Annotated in this window: 21 protein-coding genes; 7 read left to right on the top strand and 14 right to left on the bottom strand. The window is 72.1% G+C overall.

Features of this window, described 5'->3' with window-relative positions; genetic code table 11:
* Positions 1–105: 105 nt before the first annotated feature.
* Positions 106–552 carry a hypothetical protein gene (locus A6A08_RS14600; RefSeq protein WP_242422626.1) on the bottom strand — a complete coding sequence of 149 codons (447 nt, stop codon included), beginning with the start codon at positions 550–552 and terminating at the stop codon, positions 106–108.
* Between the two features lie 1,410 nt (positions 553–1,962).
* Here A6A08_RS14600 and A6A08_RS14610 point away from each other — a divergent pair.
* Entirely contained in the window at positions 1,963–3,579 is a 1,617-nt protein-coding gene (locus A6A08_RS14610; protein WP_073703146.1) for a BCCT family transporter, read from the top strand.
* Between the two features lie 264 nt (positions 3,580–3,843).
* Here the strand turns inward: A6A08_RS14610 and A6A08_RS14615 are convergent, their stop codons facing one another.
* Complete coding sequence (locus tag A6A08_RS14615) at positions 3,844–4,941, bottom strand: LLM class flavin-dependent oxidoreductase (protein ID WP_073703147.1); 1,098 nt, start codon at positions 4,939–4,941, stop codon at positions 3,844–3,846.
* Positions 4,942–5,222: 281 nt separating this feature from the next.
* Here A6A08_RS14615 and A6A08_RS28245 point away from each other — a divergent pair, with 281 nt between their 5' ends.
* Complete coding sequence (locus A6A08_RS28245) at positions 5,223–5,381, top strand: hypothetical protein (protein WP_199866941.1); 159 nt, start codon at positions 5,223–5,225, stop codon at positions 5,379–5,381.
* A gap of 103 nt (positions 5,382–5,484) precedes the next feature.
* Here A6A08_RS28245 and A6A08_RS14620 read toward each other — a convergent pair whose 3' ends face one another.
* The 4 genes from A6A08_RS14620 to A6A08_RS14635 all read right to left on the bottom strand — a co-directional run bounded on the left by A6A08_RS14620 (position 5,485) and on the right by A6A08_RS14635 (position 9,239).
* Entirely contained in the window at positions 5,485–5,859 is a 375-nt protein-coding gene (locus A6A08_RS14620; protein WP_073703148.1) for an ADP-ribosylation/crystallin J1, read from the bottom strand.
* Positions 5,860–6,283: 424 nt separating this feature from the next.
* Positions 6,284–7,144, bottom strand: coding sequence for a dioxygenase (locus A6A08_RS14625; RefSeq protein WP_073703149.1), 861 nt, complete (start codon positions 7,142–7,144; stop codon positions 6,284–6,286).
* Between the two features lie 20 nt (positions 7,145–7,164).
* Positions 7,165–8,022 carry a citryl-CoA lyase gene (locus A6A08_RS14630; protein ID WP_073703150.1) on the bottom strand — a complete coding sequence of 286 codons (858 nt, stop codon included), beginning with the start codon at positions 8,020–8,022 and terminating at the stop codon, positions 7,165–7,167.
* Positions 8,019–9,239 carry a CaiB/BaiF CoA-transferase family protein gene (locus A6A08_RS14635; RefSeq protein WP_073703151.1) on the bottom strand — a complete coding sequence of 407 codons (1,221 nt, stop codon included), beginning with the start codon at positions 9,237–9,239 and terminating at the stop codon, positions 8,019–8,021. The genes A6A08_RS14630 and A6A08_RS14635 overlap by 4 nt, the downstream gene beginning before the upstream one ends.
* Positions 9,240–9,524: 285 nt before the next feature.
* Between A6A08_RS14635 and A6A08_RS14640 the strand changes: the two genes are divergently transcribed.
* From A6A08_RS14640 to A6A08_RS14660, 5 genes are all read left to right on the top strand, one after another.
* Positions 9,525–10,967, top strand: coding sequence for an amidohydrolase family protein (locus A6A08_RS14640; RefSeq protein ID WP_073703152.1), 1,443 nt, complete (start codon positions 9,525–9,527; stop codon positions 10,965–10,967).
* Between the two features lie 81 nt (positions 10,968–11,048).
* A complete protein-coding gene (locus A6A08_RS14645; protein ID WP_073703153.1) occupies positions 11,049–11,861 on the top strand; it encodes an IclR family transcriptional regulator C-terminal domain-containing protein in 813 nt (270 codons plus the stop codon).
* A gap of 37 nt (positions 11,862–11,898) precedes the next feature.
* Complete coding sequence (locus A6A08_RS14650; protein WP_073703154.1) at positions 11,899–12,852, top strand: zinc-binding alcohol dehydrogenase family protein; 954 nt, start codon at positions 11,899–11,901, stop codon at positions 12,850–12,852.
* 98 nt (positions 12,853–12,950) lie between these two features.
* Positions 12,951–13,976 carry a LacI family DNA-binding transcriptional regulator gene (locus A6A08_RS14655; RefSeq protein ID WP_073703533.1) on the top strand — a complete coding sequence of 342 codons (1,026 nt, stop codon included), beginning with the start codon at positions 12,951–12,953 and terminating at the stop codon, positions 13,974–13,976.
* Positions 13,977–14,299: 323 nt separating this feature from the next.
* Positions 14,300–15,502 (top strand): MFS transporter, encoded by a 1,203-nt coding sequence (locus A6A08_RS14660; RefSeq protein WP_073703155.1) that lies wholly within the window; start codon positions 14,300–14,302, stop codon positions 15,500–15,502.
* A 110-nt stretch (positions 15,503–15,612) separates the two neighbouring features.
* Here the strand turns inward: A6A08_RS14660 and A6A08_RS14665 are convergent, their stop codons facing one another.
* The 8 genes from A6A08_RS14665 to A6A08_RS14700 form a co-directional block, all read right to left on the bottom strand.
* Positions 15,613–17,898 carry a serine/threonine-protein kinase gene (locus A6A08_RS14665; protein WP_073703156.1) on the bottom strand — a complete coding sequence of 762 codons (2,286 nt, stop codon included), beginning with the start codon at positions 17,896–17,898 and terminating at the stop codon, positions 15,613–15,615.
* Between the two features lie 175 nt (positions 17,899–18,073).
* On the bottom strand, positions 18,074–18,481 hold the full coding sequence (gene paaI / locus A6A08_RS14670; RefSeq protein ID WP_073703157.1) for a hydroxyphenylacetyl-CoA thioesterase PaaI: 408 nt from the start codon (positions 18,479–18,481) through the stop codon (positions 18,074–18,076).
* A complete protein-coding gene (paaE, locus tag A6A08_RS14675) occupies positions 18,478–19,581 on the bottom strand; it encodes a 1,2-phenylacetyl-CoA epoxidase subunit PaaE (protein ID WP_073703158.1) in 1,104 nt (367 codons plus the stop codon). The genes paaI and paaE overlap by 4 nt, the downstream gene beginning before the upstream one ends.
* A 2-nt stretch (positions 19,582–19,583) precedes the next feature.
* Positions 19,584–20,117 carry a 1,2-phenylacetyl-CoA epoxidase subunit PaaD gene (gene paaD / locus A6A08_RS14680; RefSeq protein ID WP_073703159.1) on the bottom strand — a complete coding sequence of 178 codons (534 nt, stop codon included), beginning with the start codon at positions 20,115–20,117 and terminating at the stop codon, positions 19,584–19,586.
* Complete coding sequence (gene paaC, locus A6A08_RS14685) at positions 20,111–20,989, bottom strand: 1,2-phenylacetyl-CoA epoxidase subunit PaaC (protein ID WP_073703160.1); 879 nt, start codon at positions 20,987–20,989, stop codon at positions 20,111–20,113. The genes paaD and paaC overlap by 7 nt, the downstream gene beginning before the upstream one ends.
* Before the next feature lie 47 nt (positions 20,990–21,036).
* Positions 21,037–21,366, bottom strand: coding sequence for a 1,2-phenylacetyl-CoA epoxidase subunit PaaB (gene paaB / locus A6A08_RS14690; RefSeq protein WP_073703161.1), 330 nt, complete (start codon positions 21,364–21,366; stop codon positions 21,037–21,039).
* Positions 21,363–22,334 (bottom strand): 1,2-phenylacetyl-CoA epoxidase subunit PaaA, encoded by a 972-nt coding sequence (paaA, locus tag A6A08_RS14695; protein WP_073703162.1) that lies wholly within the window; start codon positions 22,332–22,334, stop codon positions 21,363–21,365. The genes paaB and paaA overlap by 4 nt, the downstream gene beginning before the upstream one ends.
* A 95-nt stretch (positions 22,335–22,429) precedes the next feature.
* Positions 22,430–23,242: an enoyl-CoA hydratase/isomerase family protein gene (locus A6A08_RS14700; RefSeq protein WP_073703163.1), complete on the bottom strand. Its 813-nt coding sequence runs from the start codon at positions 23,240–23,242 to the stop codon at positions 22,430–22,432.
* Positions 23,243–23,245 lie beyond the last annotated feature (3 nt).

The following is a 23,245-nucleotide window of genomic DNA, read 5'->3' on the forward strand; positions in this document are numbered from 1 at the left end:
CCCGGCACGCACCAGGGCCTCTCCCGACCAGCACGGGACAAAGAACTTCCTGGAGAAACCACACAGGAAAGTCGATGTGCTTCACTGACGAAACCCCAAGGTGCGCTACTGAGAAGCGGGCCCCGGAGAGCCATGGCCAAAGGTCATGGACATGGCGATCTCGGCACCTGCGAGGCGGGCTTCCTCGCGCACGTTCGGGTCGGGATGGTGAAGGAAGGGCTCGATCAGCGACCGTGCTCGCGGGTCCTGTGTGGCGCCGAAGATGTAAAGAGCGTATTCGAGGAGTTCGGGTTCCAGCGTCCTCACGACTGAGGCCAGCGGTTCAACAAGGCCCAAGGGCAGGCTGTAGTGATCGAACGCTTCGCAGACCGCGTTCAGGGCGGACTCACGGACTTTGACCACGGATTCGGTGACGGCCAGGCTGGCCAGCCGGCCAACGACCAGGCAGGCGGTGGCCGTGTCAAGCACGGCGCAGCGTAGGAAATCTCCGAGCACCTCGGCGGCGAGGTCTCGCCGGTCCGGATCGCAGCCGGTCAGTGCTTCAAGTGCCACGAGAACGTCCTTCACACGGTACCCACCTTGGCTCTCTCGAGCAGGGCTCCACGTTCCACCTCGCCCTGCCGGTAGGCGGAGCACAACGGCGTACACGACATAGGTACAACCTCCTCGGGGTGTTGGTGGCCGCTCTCCACCGTGTGACGGAAGATGGCTCCCCGCCCACGGAAGACCTCGCGAGGTGCCATCGGACGCCACCAAGGGCCGATGTGTGCTCCGATTATGCTCCGCAGTTCCGCACTGGCACGGCACCGAGCGGCACCTCTTGCCACGAGATGACAGCGGTAATCGGATGGGTAGGAACGAAACGGCACACCGTGGCACATAGAGACACGGAATCGCCGGACTTCTCATGCGATGGCCGCAGGTTCGAATCCTGCCAGGTGTGCCGCAAAACTCCAGTTCGAACGGAGCGCGCGAGTCGAGCAGACCAGGAGCCAAGCCAGCCAAGGAGGCTTGGTTCTCGCTCGGGCCGAATGCAGGATCACCATGGACGCGGCGTACACCAGGCCGTCGATAGTCAGGGGAATCATCATCGGCGCGACCCACGGGGCGTGGGGACATGCAGGCTCATGTGGGCTGCTGCTGTGTGATGTCCCGCCCGGCCTGGCCGGGATGGGATCTGCGGATTCTGCGCGCGGCTGCCGCCAAAGCAAGGTTCCAGGACGGCGTCCAGGCCTCCACCCCAGGCCGGGCCGGTCAGCTCAACGCCTGCACGGGCAGGACACCACCGTGGTGATGTCCGCACAGCGGGGCGGCCATGTTCGTCACTATCCGTGACCAAGCAGGAGACCGTCTTCCGGCCGCCCCGTCCGGATGACCGGGGGACCTTCACGGAACAGAAGGCGCTCGGTCCGGTGAGGGTGGGAGGCACCCGTCTCCCATCGGGGACGGGAGATTCTTGGGAGACGGGAACCTCCCACAACGGGCTCGAACCGCGCTGAAGCGCTCCTGATAGGTTCCCCGACCGCGAGCACAGAGCCCTGGTGCCCGACCCGGTGGAGCACCCCTGCCCCGGTGCGGTGACCGTCGCCCTGCTCCACCGGGCAACGGCGAGGGCCGCCACCGACTGTGGCCCCGGCCGCCGTGGCGGGCCCACACGCCACGGCGTCGGCGGTGTTGACGCTCACACGGATACGCGCTCCGGCCTGCGGTAGTGTGGGACGTCGCCGCGTCGACCACCGTGGGATCGGAATTTCTCCCCGTCCCCGCCCGTTCTCGTTCGTTGGCGATTCCGGCGAGGCAGCTTCTGATGCCCCGCCTCCTCCATGCCGCGCCTGCTGCGCTGGCCGTGAGACCGGGCGGTCGTTCCCGGCGGCCGTCACGCGCGCACAGCGCATGGACCTTCAGATACCGGCCGCGGCACGCCCCGACCGGTGCCTCCATACGAGGAGCACCCTCTACTTCATGTTCTCCACTCTGCGCTCACGCGCGTCCGCGCGAGGCAGACACGCCGATCCCTGGGTCATGGGCGTGAGCAGCCTGCTCATGGTCGCCTTCGTCGCCTCCGCGCTCGCCGCCCCCAAGGTGGTCGGTGCCGCCGTGGACACGGCCTTCACCTGGTCCGCGCGCTGGTTCGGCGCCTACTGGCAGCTGTTGATGCTGGCCACCTTCGTCATCGTCACCATCCTGGCCTTCTCCCGCTACGGCAGGGTCCGCATGGGCGGCCCCGAGGCCCCCGCGTTCAGCCGGTTCTCCTGGATCGCGATGATCACCACCACCCTGCTGGCCGCCGGCGGGGTGTTCTGGGCGGCGGCCGAGCCCATCGCCCACTACGCCTCCCCGCCGCCCCAGTACGCCGACCAGGTCGACGGCGGAGCCCAGGGCGCGGCGATCGCGATGGCGCAGAGCTTCGTGCACTGGGGCTTCATCGGCTGGGCGGTCGGCGGTTCGCTGGCCACCCTGGTCATGATGCGCGGGGTGGAGAAGGGCATGCCGCTGCGCCCGCGCACCCTGCTGTGGCCGGTCATGGGCGAGCGCGTGCGCACGCACTGGATCGGCGCGGTCGTGGACGTCAGCTGCGTGCTCGCCGTGGTCGCCGGGACCGTGGGCCCCATCGGCTTCCTCGGACTCCAGATCTCCTATATCTCCAGTGAGCTGTTCGGGCTGCCGGACACCTACGCCACCCAGGTCCTGATCATCGTGGGCCTGACCGTCGTGGCCGCGGTGTCGGTGCTGAGCGGCGTCCGCCGGGGCATCCAGATCCTGAGCCGGGCCAACGTCTGGGTGGCGCTGGTCCTCATCCTGGCCATCGTCGGCATGGCGTCGCTGCCCTTCGTGGCCGACCTGTACCTGCGGTCCACCGTGGTGCAGGTCCAGGAGTTCCTGCCCATGGCCCTGTACCGGGGCGACGAGCAGTGGCTCGGCTACTGGACCCTGTTCTTCTTCGGCTGGTTCCTCGGCTTCGGCCCCATGATGGCGATCTTCTTCGCCCGTATCTCCAAGGGCCGCACCGTACGCGACATCTACGTCGGGGCGACGGTGATGCCCACGGTGGTGACCACGGTCTGGTTCACCGCCCTGGGCGGCACCGGCATCTGGCTCGAACAGCGCGACCCCGGGACGATCACGGGTCCCTACGCCGAGGACGGCCTTCCCGCCGCGGCGCTGTCCATCCTGGAGGCGCTGCCGATGACCGCGGTGCTCGGCGTGCTCATGGTGTTCGTCGCGCTGATCTTCCTCGCGTCCACGCTGGACTCGATGTCCTACGCCATCTCGGTCTCCAGCATGCGCGAGGGCGAGCCCTCCGGCCTGGTCCGCGCGTTCTGGTGCGGGGGGATGGGCCTGGCCGCCGTCGCGCTGCTCCTGGTGGGTGACGGCGGGATCCAGGCACTGCAGTCCTTCATCGTGGTGACCGCGGTCCCCGTGGGGCTGATCATGCTGCCGACGCTGTGGACCACGCCCGGGTTGCTGCGCACCATGGCCGTCGAACAGGGCATCGTCGCCGCGCCCCGCTCCTCCGACGGGCCCGCCGGGGACGAGGACGGGGCTCCGGTGCGGCGGGTCGGGGAGCCGGTCGGCTAGCCGCCGCCCCACGGAGCCCACGCTCCGGCCTGTGATGCGGGAGGGGACCCGAGCCGCGCTCGGGTCCCCTCCCGCTTCCTGGGGCGGGTCAGGCGCCAGGGGCGGGCCGGTGCGTGCGGTACTTCAGCACCTTCGGGAACACGTCGGGCGCCCTCGCCCGGGGAGGCCGGAACACCTGGGGAAACTGCGGCTGAGGCGGCGCGACGGGGGCCGGGGCCGTGGGCGCCCCCGCGTTCCACGGCCCCGGCCCCGGGGAGGAGCGGCCTACTGCCGCGCGCCCTGACCGGGCTCCTGCCTGCCGGCCAGCAGCGAGGCGTGGGTGGGCGCGTCGGGCACGTGCGCGGGCCGCTTGGCGGCGAACTCCTTGCGCAGCACCGGCACGACCTCCTCGCCGAGCAGGTCCAGCTGCTCCAGGACGGTCTTGAGCGGCAGGCCCGCGTGGTCCATGAGGAAGAGCTGGCGCTGGTAGTCGCCGAACATCTCGCGGAAGGTCAGCGTGCGGTCGATGACCTCCTGCGGGCTGCCGACGGTCAGCGGCGTCTCGCGGGTGAACTCCTCCAGCGAGGGGCCGCCGCCGTAGACCGGCGCGTTGTCGAAGTAGGGCCGGAACTCCTTGACCGCGTCCTGGGAGTTCTTGCGCATGAACACCTGTCCGCCCAGGCCGACGATGGCCTGGTCGGCCTTGCCGTGGCCGTAGTGCTCGAAGCGGCGGCGGTACAGGGAGATGAGCTTCTTGGTGTGGGTGGCGGGCCAGAAGATGTTGTTGTGGAAGAAGCCGTCACCGTAGTAGGCGGCCTGCTCGGCGATCTCCGGGCTGCGGATGGAGCCGTGCCAGACGAAGGGCGGCACGCCGTCCAGGGGGCGCGGGGTGGAGGTGAAGCCCTGCAGCGGGGTGCGGAACTTGCCCTCCCAGTTCACCACGTCCTCGCGCCAGAGCCGGTGCACCAGGTTGTAGTTCTCCAGGGCCAGCGGGATGCCCTGGCGGATGTCCTGCCCGAACCAGGGGTAGACGGGGCCGGTGTTGCCGCGGCCCATCATCAGGTCCACCCGGCCGTCGGCCAGGTGCTGGAGCATCGCGAAGTCCTCGGCGATCTTGACCGGGTCGTTGGTGGTGATCAGGGTCGTGGCCGTGGACAGGATGAGCCTCTCGGTCCGCGCCGCGATGTAGCCGAGCATGGTGGTCGGCGAGGACGCCACGAACGGCGGATTGTGGTGCTCGCCGCTGGCGAAGACGTCCAGCCCGACCTCCTCCGCCTTGAGCGCGATGGCGACCATCGCCTTGATCCGCTCGGCCTCGGTCGGCGTACGTCCGGTGGTGGGGTCGGTGGTCACGTCACTCACCGAGAAGATTCCGAACTGCATGGCCCGCTCCCCTAGCTAGCTTCCAAAGAAGTAGTTTCCTATTAAACTATCATGGCGAACGCCTGGTGCCCCTCCCCTGTTCCTTCCCCGACGCGCCGATCCGAGGGTCAGTGTTCACCCACAGGCACGCTCCGTATCTGTCAAATGTCACCATCCCCTGGTATCCCTGGAAAAGCTGGCACCGGAACGGTCACCGGGTGTCACGGCGACCGGCACGGCTGAGTACGTGAGCACACGTGAAGGAGGAGGGCGCGCACCCCGACCCACGCGCCCGTAGCCCCATGGCCACGACCCTCGACCCCCGACGGCACCTTCCCCACCAGGACCACGACCGGACCGACCGCGAGCCCGTGGTGCTCGCCGACGCCCTCGGCGACGTCATGGCCGCCCTCACCGAGGTCGACCCGGACCTGCTGCCCGTGCACAGGACCGAGGCCTGACCCACCGCGACCGTCACCTCCCGGCGGGCGCCCACGGCTACCAGGTGCGCGCCCGCCGGCCGCCGTCCCCGCACCGGCCGGCTCCCAGCCGGGAGGCGGCCCCTCAGCCGGGAGCGATCCCCTCGGGATGCTCGGGCAGGAAGGAGCGCACCAGTTCGATCGGGCCGCGGATGCGGGAGTTGAACTCGGCCAGCTCCTCGGCGGGCACCCACAACTCCAGGATCGTGCTCCCGCCGACCTGGCGGACCGGATAGCGGGCGGCGAAGCGGGCGTCCACGTGAAACCGCGTGACGTGGCCCTCACCATCGCGTGGCAGGTTCCACTCCCGTGCGATCCGCAGCGCGTAGTCCTCGTTGAGGACCGGGTAGAAGATGGGCTGCTCCGGCAGGCGCGGCGGCCACTCCCGCCAGCCGGACCCCCTGACCAGCGCGAGTTCCGCGGGGCCTGTGGGCCGCCACAGGGTGGTCGTCTCGGACATGGGAACCGCTTCCTTGGGTAGTGCGTGGGCAGGAGCTTAGAGAGAGCATGCATGATCCGCACCCGCTTTTTACCGGACGACCCGAAAATCGGTCCGTACAGCGGGAACACCTCAGTCATACGAAGCGTTCTCTCAGGTGAAGCGCCCCAGACCGAAACTCCCGACCCCGATCGAAGGCCCTGAGAGGCGCTCACCACAATCCATGCGCGGATGCACGCGCTCGTGTCGGTAATGGGGGTTTCCGACACGTATTCAGACGCTGCATCCGCCCTCCCAGCGGCCAGACCGCACTCAGTGCACACTGGCCGCGCCCGCTGTGGCCCGCGTTGGGGGACGTGGGCCACAGCCATGTCCGGGGGTGTGCGGCCCAGGCCGCGCGCCCCCGGACTCTTGTTCTCCGAACCTCTCCCCGGCTCCGCGGGTGTCAGCCGCGACGGTCCAGGACGAAGTCGTACTCGGCGCGCAGGTGGGGTCGGTCGCACACGCTCCCGTCCGGCGCCGGGCCCGCCGGGTGGTCGGTGAAGGGCACGACCAGGGCGTCCTTGGTCCCGAAGACCACGTCTGTCGCGAGGAAGTCCGAGCCCTCGCGGAACAGGTGGGTGATGAGGCGGGCGTAACCGGGCTCGTCGATGAGGAAGTGGATGTGCGCGGGACGGTACGGGCTGATGTCGGTGCGCTTCACCAGGTCGCCCACCGGACCGTCCATGGGGATGGTGTAGCCGAGCGGCGCGATGGTGCGCAGGCAGTAGGTGCCGTCCTCGCGTGTGCGGTACTTGGCGCGCAGCCGCGCCTCGTCCACCTCCAACTGCGACTCGTAGGCGCCCTCGGCGTCGGCCTGCCACACGTCCAGGACCGCCCCGGCCACGGGCGCGCCGTCGGTGTCGGTGACGCGGCCGGTGACGTACAGGGGCGTGCCCTCGATCCCCTCGGACATGTCGTGGCCGAACTCGGCGTCCGGCGAGCCGTCGATGTGGAAGGGGCCCAGCACGGTCGCCGGGGTGGCCTCCTTCGAGAAGCGGTTGTTGAGCTGCACCACCAGCGTGCTCAGCCCGAACACGTCCGAGGCCAGGATGAACTCCTGGCGCTTGTCGTCGCAGGCCTTCCCGGTGGCGGTCAGCCACTCGATCGCGGCCGCCCACTCCTCCTCCGTCAGTTCGACCTCGCGGGCGAAGGCGTGCAGGTGGCGCACCAGCGCGGTCAGCAGCTGGGCAGTGCGGGGGTCGTGGGCGCTCTCCCAGCGCTCCACGGCCAGGTCGGTCAGGTTCTTCTCGGTCACGAACGCCATGGGAATCGTTCTCCCGCAGTTCAGGGGGTCAGTGGATCGGGTGTGTAGGGGGTGGGGTCGACGGGCCTGTTGTCGAGGTCCACCGACAGGAAGACGTCGTTGGCGACGGGCGCCCGCAGCTCCTCGGCGAGCTGGCCGACCAGCCCGGCGGTACGGGCCAGCAGGGCGAAGCCGCGCAGGAGCTCGATGGGCAGGCCCAGGTCGGCCAGGGCGGCGCCGCACACTCCGGCGCCGTTGAGCGGCAGCCTCTTGCCGAGGACCTCGGGGTGGACGCGACCGATCGCCTCGAAGAGGGACAGGTGCGGGCCGAACAGGTCCTCCTCGCGGGCGATGCGCATGAGCGCGGGGGTACGCGGATCGCCCTGCTTGTGCACGTGGTGGCCGAGGCCGGGTACGAAGCGGCCCGCCTCGCGCTCGGCCCGCACCGTGCGCAGCGCGGCCTCGTCCCAGGAGGCGTCGTCGGTGGGCAGGTCGCCGTCCAGGGAGCGCAGTACCCCGTGCAGGAAGCGGCCGGTGTCCTCGGTGACACCCAGGAAGCGCGATCCCCCGCCGAGCAGACCCGCGGCCAGCGCGCCCTGGATCGAGTCCGGTGCGGACAGGTAGGTCAGACGGGTGACGATGGCCGTGGGAGTGAACCCGTGGTCGGCCAGGGCCGCCAGCACCGCCTCGAAGACACGGGTCTCCCCTGGGCTGGGGCGGCGCTGGGTGGCCAGCCAGAAGCTGAGTTCGCCGAACCCGACCTTGCCCATGACGTCCTCGGCCAGGTCCTGACCCAGCAGGGTGATGGAGGTGGGGCTGGAGGCACCCAGGGCGGTGGGGTACCCATCGCGCCCGTGCGGTGCCCGCTTCGCGCCGGAGTCCTGTCGGTGCTCGCTCATGTGGTTTCCTCTCGCTGCTCGGGCTCGGCCAGCCAGGCGCGCAGGTCCGCGCCGTGCTCGTCCAGTTCGGGCGGGGGAAGCCGGTAGGAGGCGGGGGTGGCGGAGAAACGGATCGGGTGGCGTGTGGTGGGGACCGCGCGCTCTCCCTGTCCGACCTCCACCACCGGATCCAGGTCGAAGCGCTCGGCCATGGCGAACCCGCCGTCGATGGTCTGGATCGGCCCGCAGGGCACCCCGGCGGCCACGAGCAGGTCGAACCACTCCAGCGCGCTCCGCTTGGCCAGTCGCTCGACCAGGATCGGGCGCAGTTCGGCGCGGTTGGCGGTGCGGGCGGCGTTGGTGGCGAAGCGCTCGTCGTCCGCGGTCCCGGAGATGCCCAGCACCTCGCACAGGGACCGGAACTGGCGGTCGTTGGCCGCGGTGACGATGAGGTCGTCGTCGGCCGTGGGCAGGGGTTCGTAGGGGAACACGCTGGGGTGGGCGTTGCCCATGCGCATCGGCACGGTCCCGCCCGCCACGTAGGCGGAACTGTGGTTGACCAGTCCGGTCAGCGCCGAGGACAACAGGTTGACCTCGACCCGCTGGCCCTCGCCCGTGGCGTCGCGGTGGCGCAGCGCGGCGAGGATGCCGATGGCGGCGTGGTTGCCCGCCATGACGTCGAACACCGAGATGCCCGCGCGGTAGGGCGTCCCGTCCGGATCCCCGGTCAGGCTCATGAGTCCGGAGACCGCCTGCACCATGAGGTCGTAGCCAGGCACGTCCCGGCCGGCGCCGGAGCCGAAGCCCGTGATGGAGCAGTAGACCACACCGGCGTTGGCTTCCCGGACGCTGTCGTGGTCCAGCCCGAAGCGTGCCAGTCCGCCGGGGCGGAAGTTCTCGATCACCACGTCGGCGCGGCGGGCGAGTTCGCGCGCGGCCTTCGCGTCCTCCTCCTGGCGCAGGTCCAGGGCGATGGAGCGCTTGTTGCGGTTCACCCCCAGGTAGTAGGTGGACACGTCGCCGCGTACGGGCGGTTTCCACGAGCGCGTGTCGTCCCCCGCAGGGCTCTCCACCTTGACCACCTCGGCGCCCAGGTCGGCCAGCAGCATGGTGGCGTAGGGCCCGGCCAGGATCCGTGAGAAGTCCGCCACCAGCAGCCCCGCCAGCGGACCGCCCGGGGTGGTCCCGGTGGCCTCCCCCTCGGCTGTTCCGTCCCGTACGTATGGGTCCCCCGCCATTTCTCATCCCTTCAATGTCCGTCCAGCGGACATATGTCCGCTAAGGGGATTCTGTATCTGCCCCTTCCTCGCGTCAACCCCCACGATGGAACAGCCATGTTCCTTTCAGGATGCACGCAGGAATCAGCGCCCCTGGAGTCGGACCTTCCACCACATCCCTTGACAGAAGTGGCAACCTCACCAAAAGTGGAGTCACACTGGCGACCGCACAGCGGACCGACGTCCGGAGAGGGCGGGGGTAGAGCGGTGCACCAGCCAACAAGACGCTACGGCGAGGAGTCCCCCATGAACAGACAGATCGGTTTCCCCCCAGGCCGACCGGTGGTCCTGCGCGGCGGCACGGTACTGCCCATGGACGACGCGCGCACCGTCCTAGAGAACACCGACGTACTGGTCGTCGACGACCGCGTGGCCGCCGTGGGCCGGGACCTTCCGGTGCCCGACGGCACCGCGGAGATCGACGCGGCCGGAGGACTGGTCATGCCGGGCATGATCGACACCCACCGGCACATGTGGCAGACCGCCATGCGTGGTTACGGGGCCGACTGGACCCTCACCCAGTACTTCGTCTGGTACTACCTGGAACACGGCACGAAGTTCCGCCCCGCCGACGTGCACGCGGGTAACACACTCGCCGCCGTCGAGGCGCTGGAGGCCGGGGTCACCACCGTCGTCGACTGGTCCCACGGGTTGCAGACGCCCGAGCACGCCGACGCGGCCGTGGACGCGCTGCGCTCGGTGCCCGGGCGCTACGTCCTGGCCTACGGCAACATTCACCAGGCGCCCGCCGAATGGGCCACCGCCCCGGAGTTCCGTGCCTTCGTCGAGCGCAACCGCGAGGACGACATGCTCGGCCTGCAGATCGCCTTCGACGTGACCGGCGACCCGGAGTTCCCCGAGCGGCCCGCCTTCGAGGCCGCCCGCGACCTGGGGCTGCCCGTCACCACCCATGCCGGCGTGTGGGGTGCCACGGGGGACAACGGCATCCGGCTCATGTACGAGCACGGCTTCATGGGACCGGAGACGGTCTACGTGCACGCCGCCTCCCTGTCGCAGGACTCCTACCAGCGCATCGCCGCCACCGGCGGGTCGGTGTCGGTGTCCACCGAGAGCGAGCAGAGCGCCGGTCAGGGCTACCCGCCCACCTGGGCGATCCGCGCGCACGGCATCCCGGTGTCGCTGTCGGTGGACACGAGCGCCTGGTGGAGCGGCGACCTGTTCAGCGCCATGCGCACCACCCTGGGCGCCGACCGCTCCCGTGAGCACCTGGAGGCCCAGCGGCTGGGGAACACCGTCACCCACTGCGCCCTGCGCGCCGACCAGGTGGTGGAGTGGGCCACACGCGGCGGAGCCACCGCCCTGGGCCGTGACGACCTGGGCCGGATCGCGCCCGGCTGTAAAGCCGACCTGGTACTGATCCGCAACGACAACTCCCCCGTGTCGTTCCCGATGCTCAACCCGTACGGGCACGTCGCCTTCCAGGCCCAACGCGGCGACGTGCACACCGTCCTGGTCGACGGACGGGTGGTCAAGTACGAACACCGGCTGGTGGACATCGACCTGGCGGCCGTACGCCGGAGCGTGGACGCCACCGTCGACCACCTGCGCACAGCCGTCGGCGAGCAGGAGTGGGTGGTGGGTATGAACCCCGAGATCCCCGAGTCGAAGGTCCTCGACAACCCGTACACCTACACCGACTACCGCGACTCCAGTACCCGAGGCAGGTGAGCGACAACCGGTCGGCGCCGAGCCGCCGACCGGACACCCGCTGGATATGCTGGCGCTTCCACGACACGGACGGGAGACACCATGCCGCGCGAGGGTACCGGCCCCGACTTCATCGAGGCGCTGGCCCGGGGGTTGGACGTGATCCGGGCCTTCCAGCCGCACCAGCCGACGATGACCCTGGCCGAGGTGGCCAAGGTCACCGGGCTGGCCCGTCCCACTGCGCGGCGAATCCTGATCACCCTGCAGGAGCTGGGCTATGTGCGTTCGGGCAGCGCGGGCTACTCCCTGACACCGCGCGTGCTGGAGCTGGGGGTGGCCTACATACGTTCGACCAGCCTGTGGGAGATCGCCCGTCCCCACCTGGAGGAGCTGTCCGAACGCACGGGCGAGTCATGTTCCATCGCCCAGCTCGACGGGTCGGACATCGTCTACGTCGCCCGCGTCGCGGTGCCCAAGATCGTCACGCTGGACGTGCAGATCGGCACCCGCTTCCCCGCGCTGCAGACCTCGCTGGGCAAGGTCCTGCTGGCCGACCTGGCGCCCGAGGAGGCCGACCGGGTACTGGCCGAGCCCACCCGGTCCGGGCTGGTTCCGCTGTGGTGTCCCGACCGGGAGGAGCGCGACACCGTTCTGCGCGAGGTCCGCGCCCAGGGGTGGGCACTGACCGACGAGCACCTGGCCCGGGGCATCCGCTCGGTCGCCACGCCGCTGCGGGACGGACGGGGCCGGGTGTTCGCCGCGCTCAACGTCAACACACACGCCGCCGAGACGTCGCTGGAGCATCTGACCCTGCACCACCTGCCCCTGCTGCTGCGCACGGCGGGCGAGATCAGCGCCGACGTCGCCCGCCTGGAGTCCGTACCACAGGTGACCCGCACGCCCCAGGTGCACTGACCTGGCACGTCGGGTCGCGAACGAGGAAGGCCACGCCATGATCGCCGCACAGATCCCCGCACCCGGCCGACCTCCGGTCCTGACCGACCTGCCCTCCCCGCAAAGCAATCCGGGCCGGGCGGTGGTCGAGGTCCTGGCCGCACCGATCACACCCCTGGACCTGCTGTGCGCCGGGGGGCAGTCCTACTTCGGGGTGCCCGCCACCCCCTACGTACCCGGAGTACAGGGGGTCGGGCGATGGGACGGACGCCTGGTCTGGTTCCCCACCGCCGCCGGGATGGCCCCGGGAGACGGGAGCATGGCCGAACGCGTGAGCGTACCCGAGGACCAGATGGTGGTCCTGCCCGAGGACGCCGACCCCGTTGCCGTCGCGGCGCTGGGCCTGTCGGCGGTGGCCGCGCACATGGCGCTGACATGGCGCGGCGGGCTCGCCGCTGGGGAGACGGTCCTGGTCCTGGGTGCGGGCGGGGTGGTGGGCCTGGCCGCGGTGCAGCTGGCGCGCACCGCCGGAGCGGGCCGGGTCGTGGCTGCGGCACGGTCGGACAAGGGGCGGGAGAGGGCTGCCCGTGCGGGCGCCGACGCGGTAGCCTCCCTGGACACCGACGACGTCGACGCGCTGGCCGCTCTGCTGGAAGAGGCCGCGCAGGGCCCCGTCGACCTGGTCCTGGACCCCCTTTTCGGCGCTCCCGCGGCTGCCGCCGCGCGTGTCCTGCGCCCCGAGGGACGCCTGGTGAACCTGGGCTCCTCGGCCGGAGAGCACGCGCCCCTGGACTCGGGCACCCTGCGCGGGCGCTCCCTGCGCCTGCTGGGCTACACCAACAACGCGCTCACCCCGCAGCAGCGGAGCGCGGCCGTGGACACTGTGGCCCGTGAGTGTGCGCTCGGCAGGCTGTCCGTCCCCTTCGAGCGGGTTCCGCTGGAGGAGGCGGCACGGGGATGGGAGCGGCAGGCCCGAGGGGTCGCGCGAGGACGGATCGTCCTGGTCCCCTGACGTTCTCCCCTCCCTCGTCCGGGAACATGATGGGGTGGGGTCCATCCGGTTCCCCAGGTTCCGGGGTGGTGAGCGACGGCGTGGAACGGGAGGGCGCGATGTCCGAAGACGAGGCGGGTGCCCGGTCCGCACGGCACCCGACGATGGCCGACGTGGCCACCCACGTGGGGGTCTCCCGCCAACTCGTCTCACTGGTGCTCGGCGAGCGCCCCGGCCCGAGCGCGCGGACCCGCGAACGGGTCCTGCGGGCCGCCGAGGAACTCGGCTACCAGGCGGACACGGCCGCGCGCCTGCTGCGCCGGGCGCGCAGCAGGCAGGTGGGCGTGCTCTTCGGCATGGGATACCCCATGGACGCCCACCTGGTCGAGGCGCTCTACCCGGCCACCGCCGAACTGGGGTACGGCGTGGTGCTCAGCGCGATGGCCAGCACCCGCAGCGAACGCGAGGCGATCGACGAACTGATGGGGCTGCGCTGCGAGGCGCTGCTCCTGATCGGCCTGTCCGCCGAGGCGCCGGCGGACCTGGCCCGGGTGGCCGAGCGGGTCCCCGTGGTGGAGATCGGCCAGCGCACCGGCGCGGAGGGCACCGACAGCGTGCGCACCGCCGACGCCGCCGGTGTCCGCCAGGCCGTCGAGCACCTGGTCCGACTGGGACACCGCGCGATCGTCCACGTCGACGGAGGCGGCCTCCCCGGCGCCGACGAGCGCGCGCGGGGCTACGCCGAGGCGATGCGCGAACACGGTCTGGACGACCATGTCGAGGTCCTGACCGGCGACTACTCCGAGGAGGCGGGCGCGCGGGCGGCCCGGCGCCTCCTGGCACGGGACTCCCTGCCCACCGCCGTGGTCGCGGCCAACGACCTGTGCGCCTTCGGGCTGCTGGCGACCCTGGTCCGCGCCGGGGTGGGCGTGCCCGGGGACGTGTCGGTGGTGGGGTACGACGACAGCCGGACCGCGCAGCTGTCCTTCCTGCGGCTGACGTCGGTGCGCCAGGACGCCGAGAACATGGCGCGGCTGGCGGTCCGCTCGGCGGCCGAGCGGCTCGACGGGGGCCGTACCCGCAGCCGCCACCTGCTGCTGGAGCCCTCCCTCACGGTCCGGGACAGCACCGCTCCCCCGCGCTGAGGGGTCGGCCGCCGTGAACGAGGCCCTTCACGACTGGGGGGAGACCGCTCCCCGCACTGAGGGGCCGGCCGGCCCGGACAGGCCGGGACGCCCTTCTCCGGCCACCGCCCCGCTCCGAGGACCCGTCACCGTCGGCGCCGACCACACCGGGAGGCAGATCACACGGCGGGACGGTTGGATTCGCCCCGAACAGGGCCGACACTGGATTTAGCACGTGCTAAATCACCCTCCGTCGTCGTCCGGCGTCCCGAAGCCGGACCTCCCGGGCCGCCCACGGCGCCCGGTGCCCGCGACCCCGGCCCACCTTCGAAGGGGACCCGCCCATGCCTTTGGCCCTGCTCGCCCTCGCCGTCGGCGCGTTCGCCATCGGCACCACCGAGTTCGTCATCATGGGACTGCTGCCCGAGGTCGCCACCGCCCTCGGCGTCCCGGTCCCGACCGCCGGATACCTCATCTCCGCCTACGCCCTGGGCGTCGTGGTCGGCGCTCCCCTGCTCACCGCGCTGAGCACGCGGCTGCCCCGCAAGACGGTCCTGCTCGTCTTCATGGGGCTCTTCCTCGCGGGCAACCTCGCCACCGTCCTGGCCCCCTCCTTCGGGGCCGTGTTCGCCTCGCGGGTCCTGGCCGGGCTGCCCCACGGCGCCTACCTGGGAGTGGGATCGCTGGTCGCGGCGCACATCGCCGGCCCGGGACGCCAGGCGACGGGGGTCTCGCGGATGTTCCTGGGCCTGACCGTGGCCAACATCGTCGGTGTGCCCGCGGGCACGTTCCTGGGACAGGCGTTGGGCTGGCGCGCGGCGTTCCTGGTCGTGGTCGGGATCGCCCTGCTCGCGATGCTCGGCATCGCGGCCTTCGTGCCGCGCCAGCCCTCGCCCCCGGGTACGGGCCTGCGGCACGAGGTCCGCGAACTGGGCCGTCCCCAGGTCGTCCTCGGCCTGGTCACGGCGGTCTTCGGGTTCGCCGGGGTCTTCGCCGTCTACAGCTACGTCTCGCCGATGATGACCGAGCTGGCGGGCATGTCCGCCTCCGGCGTGCCCGTGGTCCTGGCCCTGTTCGGAACCGGTATGACGCTCGGATCGCTGGTCATCGGCCCCCTGGCCGACCGTGCGCTGCGCCCCACGATCTACGGGGCGCTCACCTCCCTGGCCGTGGTGCTGGTGGTGTTCACGGTGACCGTGCACAACCCCTGGACGGCCGCGGCGACGGTTCTGGTCCTGGGCGCCGTGGGGTTCGGTGTGGCCACCCCGCTCCAGGTGCTGGTGATGAACAAGGCCGCCCAGGCGCCGACCATGGCCGCGACCTCGAACCACTCGGCGTTCAACCTGGCCAACGCCGCCGGGGCGTGGCTGGGCGGTGTCGGGATCGGCGCCGGCCTGGGGTATGCGTCCCCGGCCGCCATCGGCGCGGTGCTGGCCGTGGTGGGCCTGGGCATCGCGGTGGTGGCAGGCCTGCTGGACCGCCCGGGGCGGCGGCGGGAGCGGAGCGGACAGGTGTCCGAGACCCCGGAGTTCAGCGCTCTGCCCTGAACCGTCCCGGTACGGCGCCGGGGGAAGAACCGCTCCTCCTCCCCGCCAGGGCGCGGGCGCTCGGCGAGGTGTGTCCCGGTGGTGGCGGTGCCGGCCGGACGCCCTCGCGGCTACTCCACCCGGACGAACCGGATGAGTGTGGAGGGCCCGAACTCGAACTCCTCCCATCCCAGGTCCGTCTCCCCGGCGGACGCCGCGGGCGTGCAGTGGACCAGGGACCAGGGGGAACTCGCCCCCGACAGCCCCGGGACGAAGTCCCTCACCCCCGTACACGCCATCTCGCGGTCCACGAGGTAGGTGATCGCACCGGTGCCGGCGTACCCGAGGGGGGTCTCCACCCGTTCGCTCTCGGTGCCCAGCAGCCCCGCCACCTCCATGGCGCGATCGCAGGTCATCTCCCAGGCGTCCGCGCGCACCTGCCAGGTGCGTTCGTAGAGCTCCACCTCGCCGCAGGCGGGCGCGTGGAACACCTCCCACCCCTCGCCTCCGAGCTCAGGCCCCTGCTGCGGGTCGGCCACCTCCACGGAGCCGCCCGCCTCGGTGAGGTCGGCCTCGACCCGCCAGCGCTCGCCGGTGTACTCCATGCGCACCGGGGCGCCCTCGGCGTCCACCTCGACCAGGCCCCGCGCGGCCTCATCGACCACCGCGCCGTCCACCACCAGCCGTGCGGTGAGCGGACCGGTGTAGACACGGCCGCCCGCACCGCCCCCGGACCCGGCCTCCTCCAGGTCCCCGGATCCGGCCATCTCGCGCAGGGGCCCGGTGACCAGGTGGGGGCCGAGGTCCTCGGCGGTGGCCTCCCATGCGGGGGTGACCGGCTGGGAGGCCTGGCTCTCCCCCAGCGCGGGCCCGTACACGTACAGCCGCCCGTCGCTGCCGGCCGCCGCGACGGAGCCCTGCCCCATCACCTCTCCACGTGCGAGGAAGGTGTCCTGGCCGGCCGCGTAGCGGTACTCGACGGCGGCCCGGCTCTCCTCCAGCACCGCCTCGACGGACCGCCCGGTCCGCGCGGCGACCTCCTCGGCGTGCGCGTCGGTGAAGCGGCGCTCGACCTCGACCACGAAACCACCGCCCTCCTCCAGGGTGGTGGCTGCGGCGGTGACCGCCTCGACCGGAGCGGTGCTGACCTGGTCGTAGACGACGTATCCGCCGGTGGCCACCCCCGCGGTGACCAGCACGCCCGCACCGGCGACCGCCGCCTTGGAGCCCACGAGCGTGCTGAGGGTGCCGCCCGTGGCGCCGGCGGTGGTGGTGCCGGTCCCGGTGGCCAGGCCCACCGCGCCGCCCGACCCCGCGGCCGTCCCCCCGGTGGAACCCGTCGCCGTGCCCGCCCCCGCGCCCACCCCCGTGCCCGCTCCGGTTCCCGCGCCGCCGAGCAGTCCTCCGGCGATGCCGGCCGCGGAGACCATGCCCACGGCCGCCGCCCACCGGGCGGGATCGTGTCCGGCGGCGTCGACACCGCGCCAGTAGTCGCGCAGCAGGGCGCGCAGGGCCTCGGCGGCCGGGACCACGCGGCCGCGGCCGTCCACACCGGCCTCGGTCGGCGGGGGCAGCAGGGCCCGCATGAGATCCACCGCGCTCGGCCGCCGGTCGGGGTCGGTGGACAGGGCGCCCTCCACCAGGGGGCGCAGGCCCTCCGGGACGCCCTCCACGTCGTGGTGTCCGGCGCTGACCCGCTCGCGCAGCTCCTCGGGGGTGCCGCGGCCGAAGGGATCGCGGCCGGTGGCCGCGAGCGCCACCAGGGCGCCCCAGGCGAACACGTCGGCGGCCGGATCGGCGGCCGCCCCGGTATAGCGTTCGGGCGCCACCCAGCCGGGGGTGCCGTAGGAGGCGCCCCGGTCGGTGGCACGCCGGGCGCCGATGGTGGTGGCGATGCCGAAGTCGACGATCTTGGGGCCGTCCGGGGAGAGGATGACGTTGCCCGGTTTGACGTCGCGGTGCGCGATCCCGGCCGCGTGCAGCGCGGCCAGGCCCTCGGCGGTGCCCGCCGCGAACGCGCGCAGCGCCTCCCCCTCCAAGGGACCGAACTCGCGTACGTGGGAGCGCAGGTCACGGCCGGGGACGTAGTCGAAGGCCAGCCAGGGCACGCGGGCGGTGACGTCGGCGGCGTGCAGGTGCGCGGTGCTCACTCCCCGGGCACGGGAGAGCATGTCCACCTCACGGGCGAACGCCTCGCGGTAGGCGCGCTTGCGCGCGAACCTGGCGTGCACGGTCTTGACGGCCACGCACCGCCCGCCCCCGTCGATCCCGCCGTAGACGGCGCCCATACCTCCCGCGCCGATCCTGCCCACGAGCCGGTAGGGGCCCAGCCGGTCCGGGTCGCCCTTCTCCAGGGGCTCGAGCCCCGTCGGCAGGGGGCGCGCGGAAGAGGGGATGGGGGATGGGGTGACGCTCATGGGGGATGGGGGCCTTCGCACTCGTCCGTCTGGGGGTGACGAAGAGTGGGACGCCCCGCGGCCCGGAAGCGTTCCAGGTTCCCCACGACGACGCGGGCCCGGGGAGACCGGGTCGTCCTCCGGACACGCGAGGGGGCCGGGACCGTCCTCGACGGCCCCGGCCCCGCAGCGGCCCCTACCCGCGCTGGGGCAGGGTGCGGCTGCGCCCGCGGAACTCGGCGACGACCTCCTCGCCGCGGCGCACCGTGACGTCGTACAGGCCGCTGCGGCCGAACAGCGTGCGCTCCTGGGCGGTGGCCACCAGCAGGTCGCCCTCGTGGGCCGCGGCCACGAACGTCACGTCCGCCCCGGAGGCCACCGTCACACCCTGTCCTTCCACGTTGCACGCGCACGCGAACGCGGTGTCGGCCAGGGTGAACACGAACCCGCCGTGGGCGATGCCGTGCCCGTTGACCATCAGGGGGCCCACGGCCATCTCCACGACCGCCCTGCCGTCGGTGGCCTCCACCAGCCGCATCCCGAGGTTCTTGGACGCCCGGTCGGCCTCGAACATGCGCCAGGCGGCCTCGTTGCGCCCGCTCACGAGTCGAAGTCCACGGTCACGGCGTCGGTCTCGGGCAGCGCCTGGCAGGACAGGGCGTATCCCGCCTCCACCTCGGCGTCGGTGAGCGCGTAGTTGCGCCGCATCCGCACCTCGCCCTCGCAGACCCTGACCCGGCAGGTACCGCACACCCCGCCCTTGCAGGCGAAGGGCACGTCGGGGCGGTAGCGCTGCGCCGAGTCCAGCACGGGCACCCCCCGCGGCAGGGTCAGGGTGGTGGTGCGCCCGTCCAGGACGACGGTGACCTCGCTGGAGGGCCCCTCCACCTCGGGATCCTCGTGGCGCGCCTGGGGCGGCGGCTCGGCGCCCTCCACGAAGAACAGCTCCTGGTGCACCCGCTCGCCGGGCACGCCCCTGCGGGCCAGCACCTCCTGGGCGTCGGTGACCATGCCGTAGGGCCCGCACAGCCACCAGTGGTCGACGGCGTCGGCGGCCACGACGGTGTCCAGCAGCGCCTCCAGCTTGGCGCCGTCCAGGCGCCCGGTGAACAGCTCGGCCTCGCGCGGCTCCCGGGAGAGCACGTGCACCAGCTCGAAGCGCGCCCCGAAGGCGTCCTTGAGGTCGGCGATCTCGTCGGCGAACATCACCGTGTCGCTGCGGCGGTTGCCGTAGAGCAAGGTGACGTGGGAGTCGGTGCGGCGCAGCAGCGAGGAGGCCATGGACAGCATCGGGGTGATCCCCGATCCGGCGGCGAGCATCACGTGGCGGGCGGCGGTGCCCAGGTCGGGGACGAACCGGCCGGTGGGCGCGCCCACCTCGATCTCGTCGCCCGGCCGGACCTCGTTGACCAGCCAGCTGGAGAACAGGCCGCCGGAGACCAGGCGCACGCCCACGCGGGGGGCCTGGCCGACGGGGGCGCACACGGAGTAGCTGCGCCGCTCCTCCACCCCGTCCGCCTCGCGGCGCAGGGTCAGCGACTGACCGGGGGCGAACGCGAACTCCTCGGCCAGGTGGTCGGGGACGTCGAAGGTGACGGCGACGGCGTCGTCGCACAGGCGCTCGACGGCGGCCACGCGCAGCCGGTGGAACGCGCCTCGGCGGCGCGCGGCCCCGGGCGCGGTCTCGGTGACGGGTGTGGTCACGGTCAAATCTCCTTGACGTGCTCGAAAGGTTCGAGGCAGGACCGGCAGCGGTGCAGCGACTTGCAGGAGGTCGCGCCGAAGCGGGACAGTTCCTCGGTCCGGTCCGACCCGCACAGCGGGCAGTGCGGGACGGTGCGGGTGGGCAGCAGGGTCAGCGGGACGGGGCCGGACGCGCGCGGGGGCGCGCTCCCGGGAGGGGAGATGCCGTGCTCGGCGAGCTTGCGCCTGCCCTCGTCGGTGATCCAGTCGGTGGTCCAGGGCGGGGACAGCTCGGTGCGCACCTCCACCCGGTCGAACCCGGCGGCGCGCACGGCGCGGTCCACGTCCGCGCGCATCTCGGCCAGGGCGGGGCAGCCCGAGTAGGTGGGGGTGATCCACACCGCGACGGTGCCGTCGGCCCCGACCTCCACCCGGCGCAGGATGCCCAGGTCGGCCAGGGTGAGCATGGGCAGCTCGGGGTCGGTCACCGCGGCGGCCGCCGCACGGGCGCGCTCGCGGGCCTCCTCCCCGGTCCTGTTCCGGGCCGTGGTCACCATGTCGCCTCCGGGTGTTCGCGGGCCACCTTCTGGAGTTCGTCCAGCAGGGGGGCGAGCTCGGGGGTGTGCCGACCCCCGCGTCCGGCCACGGCCGCCTCGGGGAAGGGCGCGGGGGCGTCGAGGGTGGCGGTGGTGAGCACCTGGGCCAGGACGGCGTGCACCTCCTCGCGCACGGAGGCCGGGTCCACGCCCACGCCCTGCCCGGCCATGCGGGCCTCCACGGGGTGGGTGGCGAACAGCTCGCCGGTGAGGGGCCACACGTCGGCGACGGCGGCGACCGCGCGCTCGTGCGAGTAGGGGGTGCCGTCGCCCAGGCGCAGGGTCCAGGAGAGGGCGTACTCGCGGTGGTAGGCGAGCTCGTTGACGGCCTTGGCGGCGATGGCGGCGAGTACGGGGTCGCGGCTGTCGGCCAGACGGGTGAACACGGCCAGGCGCGCGCTGGAGAGCACCAGCAGGGTGACCACCGCGCGGGCGAAGTCGCCCCGGGGCGCCTCGGCCAGGTGGACGTTGCGGAACTCGGCGGGGCCGCGCCGGTAGGCGAAGTCGTCCTCGTCGCGTCCGGTGCCGTCGGCCTGTCCGGCGCGTGCCAGCAGCAGGCGGGCCTGGCCGAGCAGGTCCAGGGCGATGTTGGCCAGCGCGACCTCCTCCTCCAACTCGGGCGCGTCGGTGACCCAGTGGACGAGCCGCTGGGCCTGCACGAGCGCGTCGTCACCGAGCATCTGGCAGTACAGCGCCAGGTCCTGGCCGTCCACCCCCTCGGGCAGGGTGGTGTCCACCCCGGCGAGGGCGTCGGTGAAGCCGGTCCCGAAGGCCCAGCGGGCGTCGCCGCCGTGCTCCTCGCTCAGGGCCGAATAGATGTGGTCGCCACTCATTGGTTGTTTCCTTTGTCCCTCGTGTTCGCGCTGGTCCCACCCCTGACCTAGATGTGCGGGACGTCCTCGGGGATGGGGTAGAACGTCGGGTGCCGGTAGACCTTGTCCCCGCTGGGCGCGAAGTAGGGGTCCTTCTCGTCGGGGCTGGAGGCGGCGATGTGCTCGGCCCGCACCACCCAGATGCTCACGCCCTCGTTGCGGCGGGTGTAGAGGTTGCGGGCGTTGTGCAGCGCCATGGTGTCGTCCGGGGCGTGGAGGGAGCCCACGTGGACGTGGTTGAGGCCGCGCTTGCCGCGCACGAAGACCTCGTAGAGCGGCCACTCGGGGCGTGCCGCCCCGGAGCCGGATCCGCCGGTGGCGTTGGTGTCCTTGCTCATGCCGCGGCCTCCTTGGCGCTGTGCTTCCCGGCGTAGGCGGTGGCGGCCTCACGGACCCACGCGCCCTTCTCGTGCGCGGCCCGGCGGCGCTCGACGCGCTCGGCGTTCTTGGGGCCGGCGCCGGAGATGACCTGCTTGAACTCGTTCCAGTCGGGCTCGCCGAAGTCGTAGTGGCCCCGCTCCCCGTTCCAGACCAGCTCGGGGTCGGGCAGGGTGACGCCCAGCTTCTCGGCCTGGGGGACGGTCATGTCGACGAACTTCTGGCGCAGGTCGTCGTTGGTGTCGCGCTTGATGCGCCAGGCCATGGACTGCTGGGTGTTGGGCGACTCGGCGTCGGGCGGGCCGAACATCATCAGCGACGGCCACCACCAGCGGTCCACGGCGTCCTGGACCATGCGGCGCTGCTCCTCGGTGCCCTCCATCATGCGCATGAGCAGCTCGTAGCCCTGGCGCTGGTGGAAGGACTCCTCCTTGCAGATGCGCACCATGGCGCGGGCGTAGGGGCCGAAGGAGCTGCGGCACAGCGGGACCTGGTTGCAGATGGCGGCGCCGTCCACGAGCCAGCCGATGACGCCGACGTCGGCGAAGGTCAGCGAGGGGTAGTTGAAGATCGAGGAGTACTTCTGACGGCCCTCGATGAGGCGCCGGGTCAGGTCGGCGCGGTCCACGCCCAGGGTCTCGGCGGCCGCGTACAGGTACAGGCCGTGCCCGGCCTCGTCCTGGACCTTGGCCAGCAGGATGGCCTTGCGGCGCAGGCTGGGCGCGGAGGCGATCCAGTCGCCCTCGGGCTGCATACCGATGATCTCCGAGTGCGCGTGCTGGGAGACCTGGCGCACGAGCGTCTTACGGTAGCCCTCGGGCATCCAGTCGCGCGGCTCGATGCGCTGGTCGGCTGCGACCTTGGCGTCGAACTCCGCCTGCAGGTCCAGGTCGGCGCCGGGGGGCGCCTGGGCCGTCTGCGTGGTCATTGGCTTCTTCCCCATTCATAACCGAACGTTCGGTCAGTAATTAGTATCCCCGGAATCCCCCGCCCGGGCAAGTCCCCGGGCGGGGGAAGGAGCAGCTAGCTGCCGGTGAAGGCCGGCTTCTCCTTGTTCAGGAAGGCGCGGACCGCTCCCACGTGGTCGGCCGTCTGCCCCAGCTGGTTCTGCAGGTCGGCCTCCTCCTCCAGCAGCTCGGACAGCTCGCGGCCGCCCTGGGCCGCCGAGCGCACCTCGCGCTTGGCCGCCACGAACGCGCTGGTGGGTCCCGACGCCAGCTGGAGGGCCGTCTCCCGGGCGCGGTCGGCCCAGGCGTCGTCGTCCACGACCTCGGTGACCAGGCCCAGCTCCAGGGCGCGCTCGGCGCCGAAGACCGTGCTCAGCAGCAGCAGCTCCATGGCCCTGGCCTGCCCCAGCGCGGTCACCAGGCGGTGGGCCAGCCCCGAGTCCGAGGCCAGGCCGATGCCGGTGAAGGCGGTGCCGAACTTGGCCCGGCGCGCCGCGACGCGCACGTCACCGGCCAGCGCGAAGCCCATCCCCGCGCCCACGCAGGCCCCTCCGATGCCGACCACGACCGGCACCTGGATGTCCTCCAGCGCCAGCACGATGCGGTTGTAGTGCTCGCGCACGGTGTCCAGGGCGTCCTGCGGCTTGTCCTGCAGGGTCTGTGCGTGCTCGCCCAGGTCCTGGCCCACGCAGAAGGCCTTGTCGGACCCCAGCAGCAGCACGGCGCGGGCGGTGGTGGACTCCGCCGCCCGTCGCAGTGCGACCAGCAGCTCCTCCTTGACCTGCCGGGTCAGGCCGGGCGTGTTCAGCCGCACCGTGGCCAACCCGTCGGCCTCGCTGAACTCCACTGCCTTCGGGGCCTGCTGCCCGGCCGCCGTGTCCTCGCTCAACTC

The sequence above is a fragment of the Nocardiopsis sp. TSRI0078 genome, assembly GCF_001905145.1.
In the GTDB taxonomy this organism is placed as follows: Bacteria; Actinomycetota; Actinomycetes; order Streptosporangiales; family Streptosporangiaceae; genus Nocardiopsis.

Coding starts and splice junctions, on each gene's coding strand:
- A6A08_RS14650 (WP_073703154.1), top strand. CDS start 11,899: ATGATCGCCGCACAGATCCCCGCACCCGGCCGACCTCCGGTCCTGACC.
- paaA (WP_073703162.1), bottom strand. CDS start 22,334: ATGACCACGCAGACGGCCCAGGCGCCCCCCGGCGCCGACCTGGACCTG.
- paaD (WP_073703159.1), bottom strand. CDS start 20,117: ATGGTGACCACGGCCCGGAACAGGACCGGGGAGGAGGCCCGCGAGCGC.
- A6A08_RS14625 (WP_073703149.1), bottom strand. CDS start 7,144: ATGGCGTTCGTGACCGAGAAGAACCTGACCGACCTGGCCGTGGAGCGC.
- A6A08_RS14660 (WP_073703155.1), top strand. CDS start 14,300: ATGCCTTTGGCCCTGCTCGCCCTCGCCGTCGGCGCGTTCGCCATCGGC.
- A6A08_RS14655 (WP_073703533.1), top strand. CDS start 12,951: ATGTCCGAAGACGAGGCGGGTGCCCGGTCCGCACGGCACCCGACGATG.
- A6A08_RS14615 (WP_073703147.1), bottom strand. CDS start 4,941: ATGCAGTTCGGAATCTTCTCGGTGAGTGACGTGACCACCGACCCCACC.
- A6A08_RS14640 (WP_073703152.1), top strand. CDS start 9,525: ATGAACAGACAGATCGGTTTCCCCCCAGGCCGACCGGTGGTCCTGCGC.
- A6A08_RS14610 (WP_073703146.1), top strand. CDS start 1,963: ATGTTCTCCACTCTGCGCTCACGCGCGTCCGCGCGAGGCAGACACGCC.
- A6A08_RS14620 (WP_073703148.1), bottom strand. CDS start 5,859: ATGTCCGAGACGACCACCCTGTGGCGGCCCACAGGCCCCGCGGAACTC.
- A6A08_RS28245 (WP_199866941.1), top strand. CDS start 5,223: ATGGCCACGACCCTCGACCCCCGACGGCACCTTCCCCACCAGGACCAC.
- paaC (WP_073703160.1), bottom strand. CDS start 20,989: ATGAGTGGCGACCACATCTATTCGGCCCTGAGCGAGGAGCACGGCGGC.
- A6A08_RS14630 (WP_073703150.1), bottom strand. CDS start 8,022: ATGAGCGAGCACCGACAGGACTCCGGCGCGAAGCGGGCACCGCACGGG.
- A6A08_RS14645 (WP_073703153.1), top strand. CDS start 11,049: ATGCCGCGCGAGGGTACCGGCCCCGACTTCATCGAGGCGCTGGCCCGG.
- A6A08_RS14665 (WP_073703156.1), bottom strand. CDS start 17,898: ATGAGCGTCACCCCATCCCCCATCCCCTCTTCCGCGCGCCCCCTGCCG.
- A6A08_RS14635 (WP_073703151.1), bottom strand. CDS start 9,239: ATGGCGGGGGACCCATACGTACGGGACGGAACAGCCGAGGGGGAGGCC.
- paaB (WP_073703161.1), bottom strand. CDS start 21,366: ATGAGCAAGGACACCAACGCCACCGGCGGATCCGGCTCCGGGGCGGCA.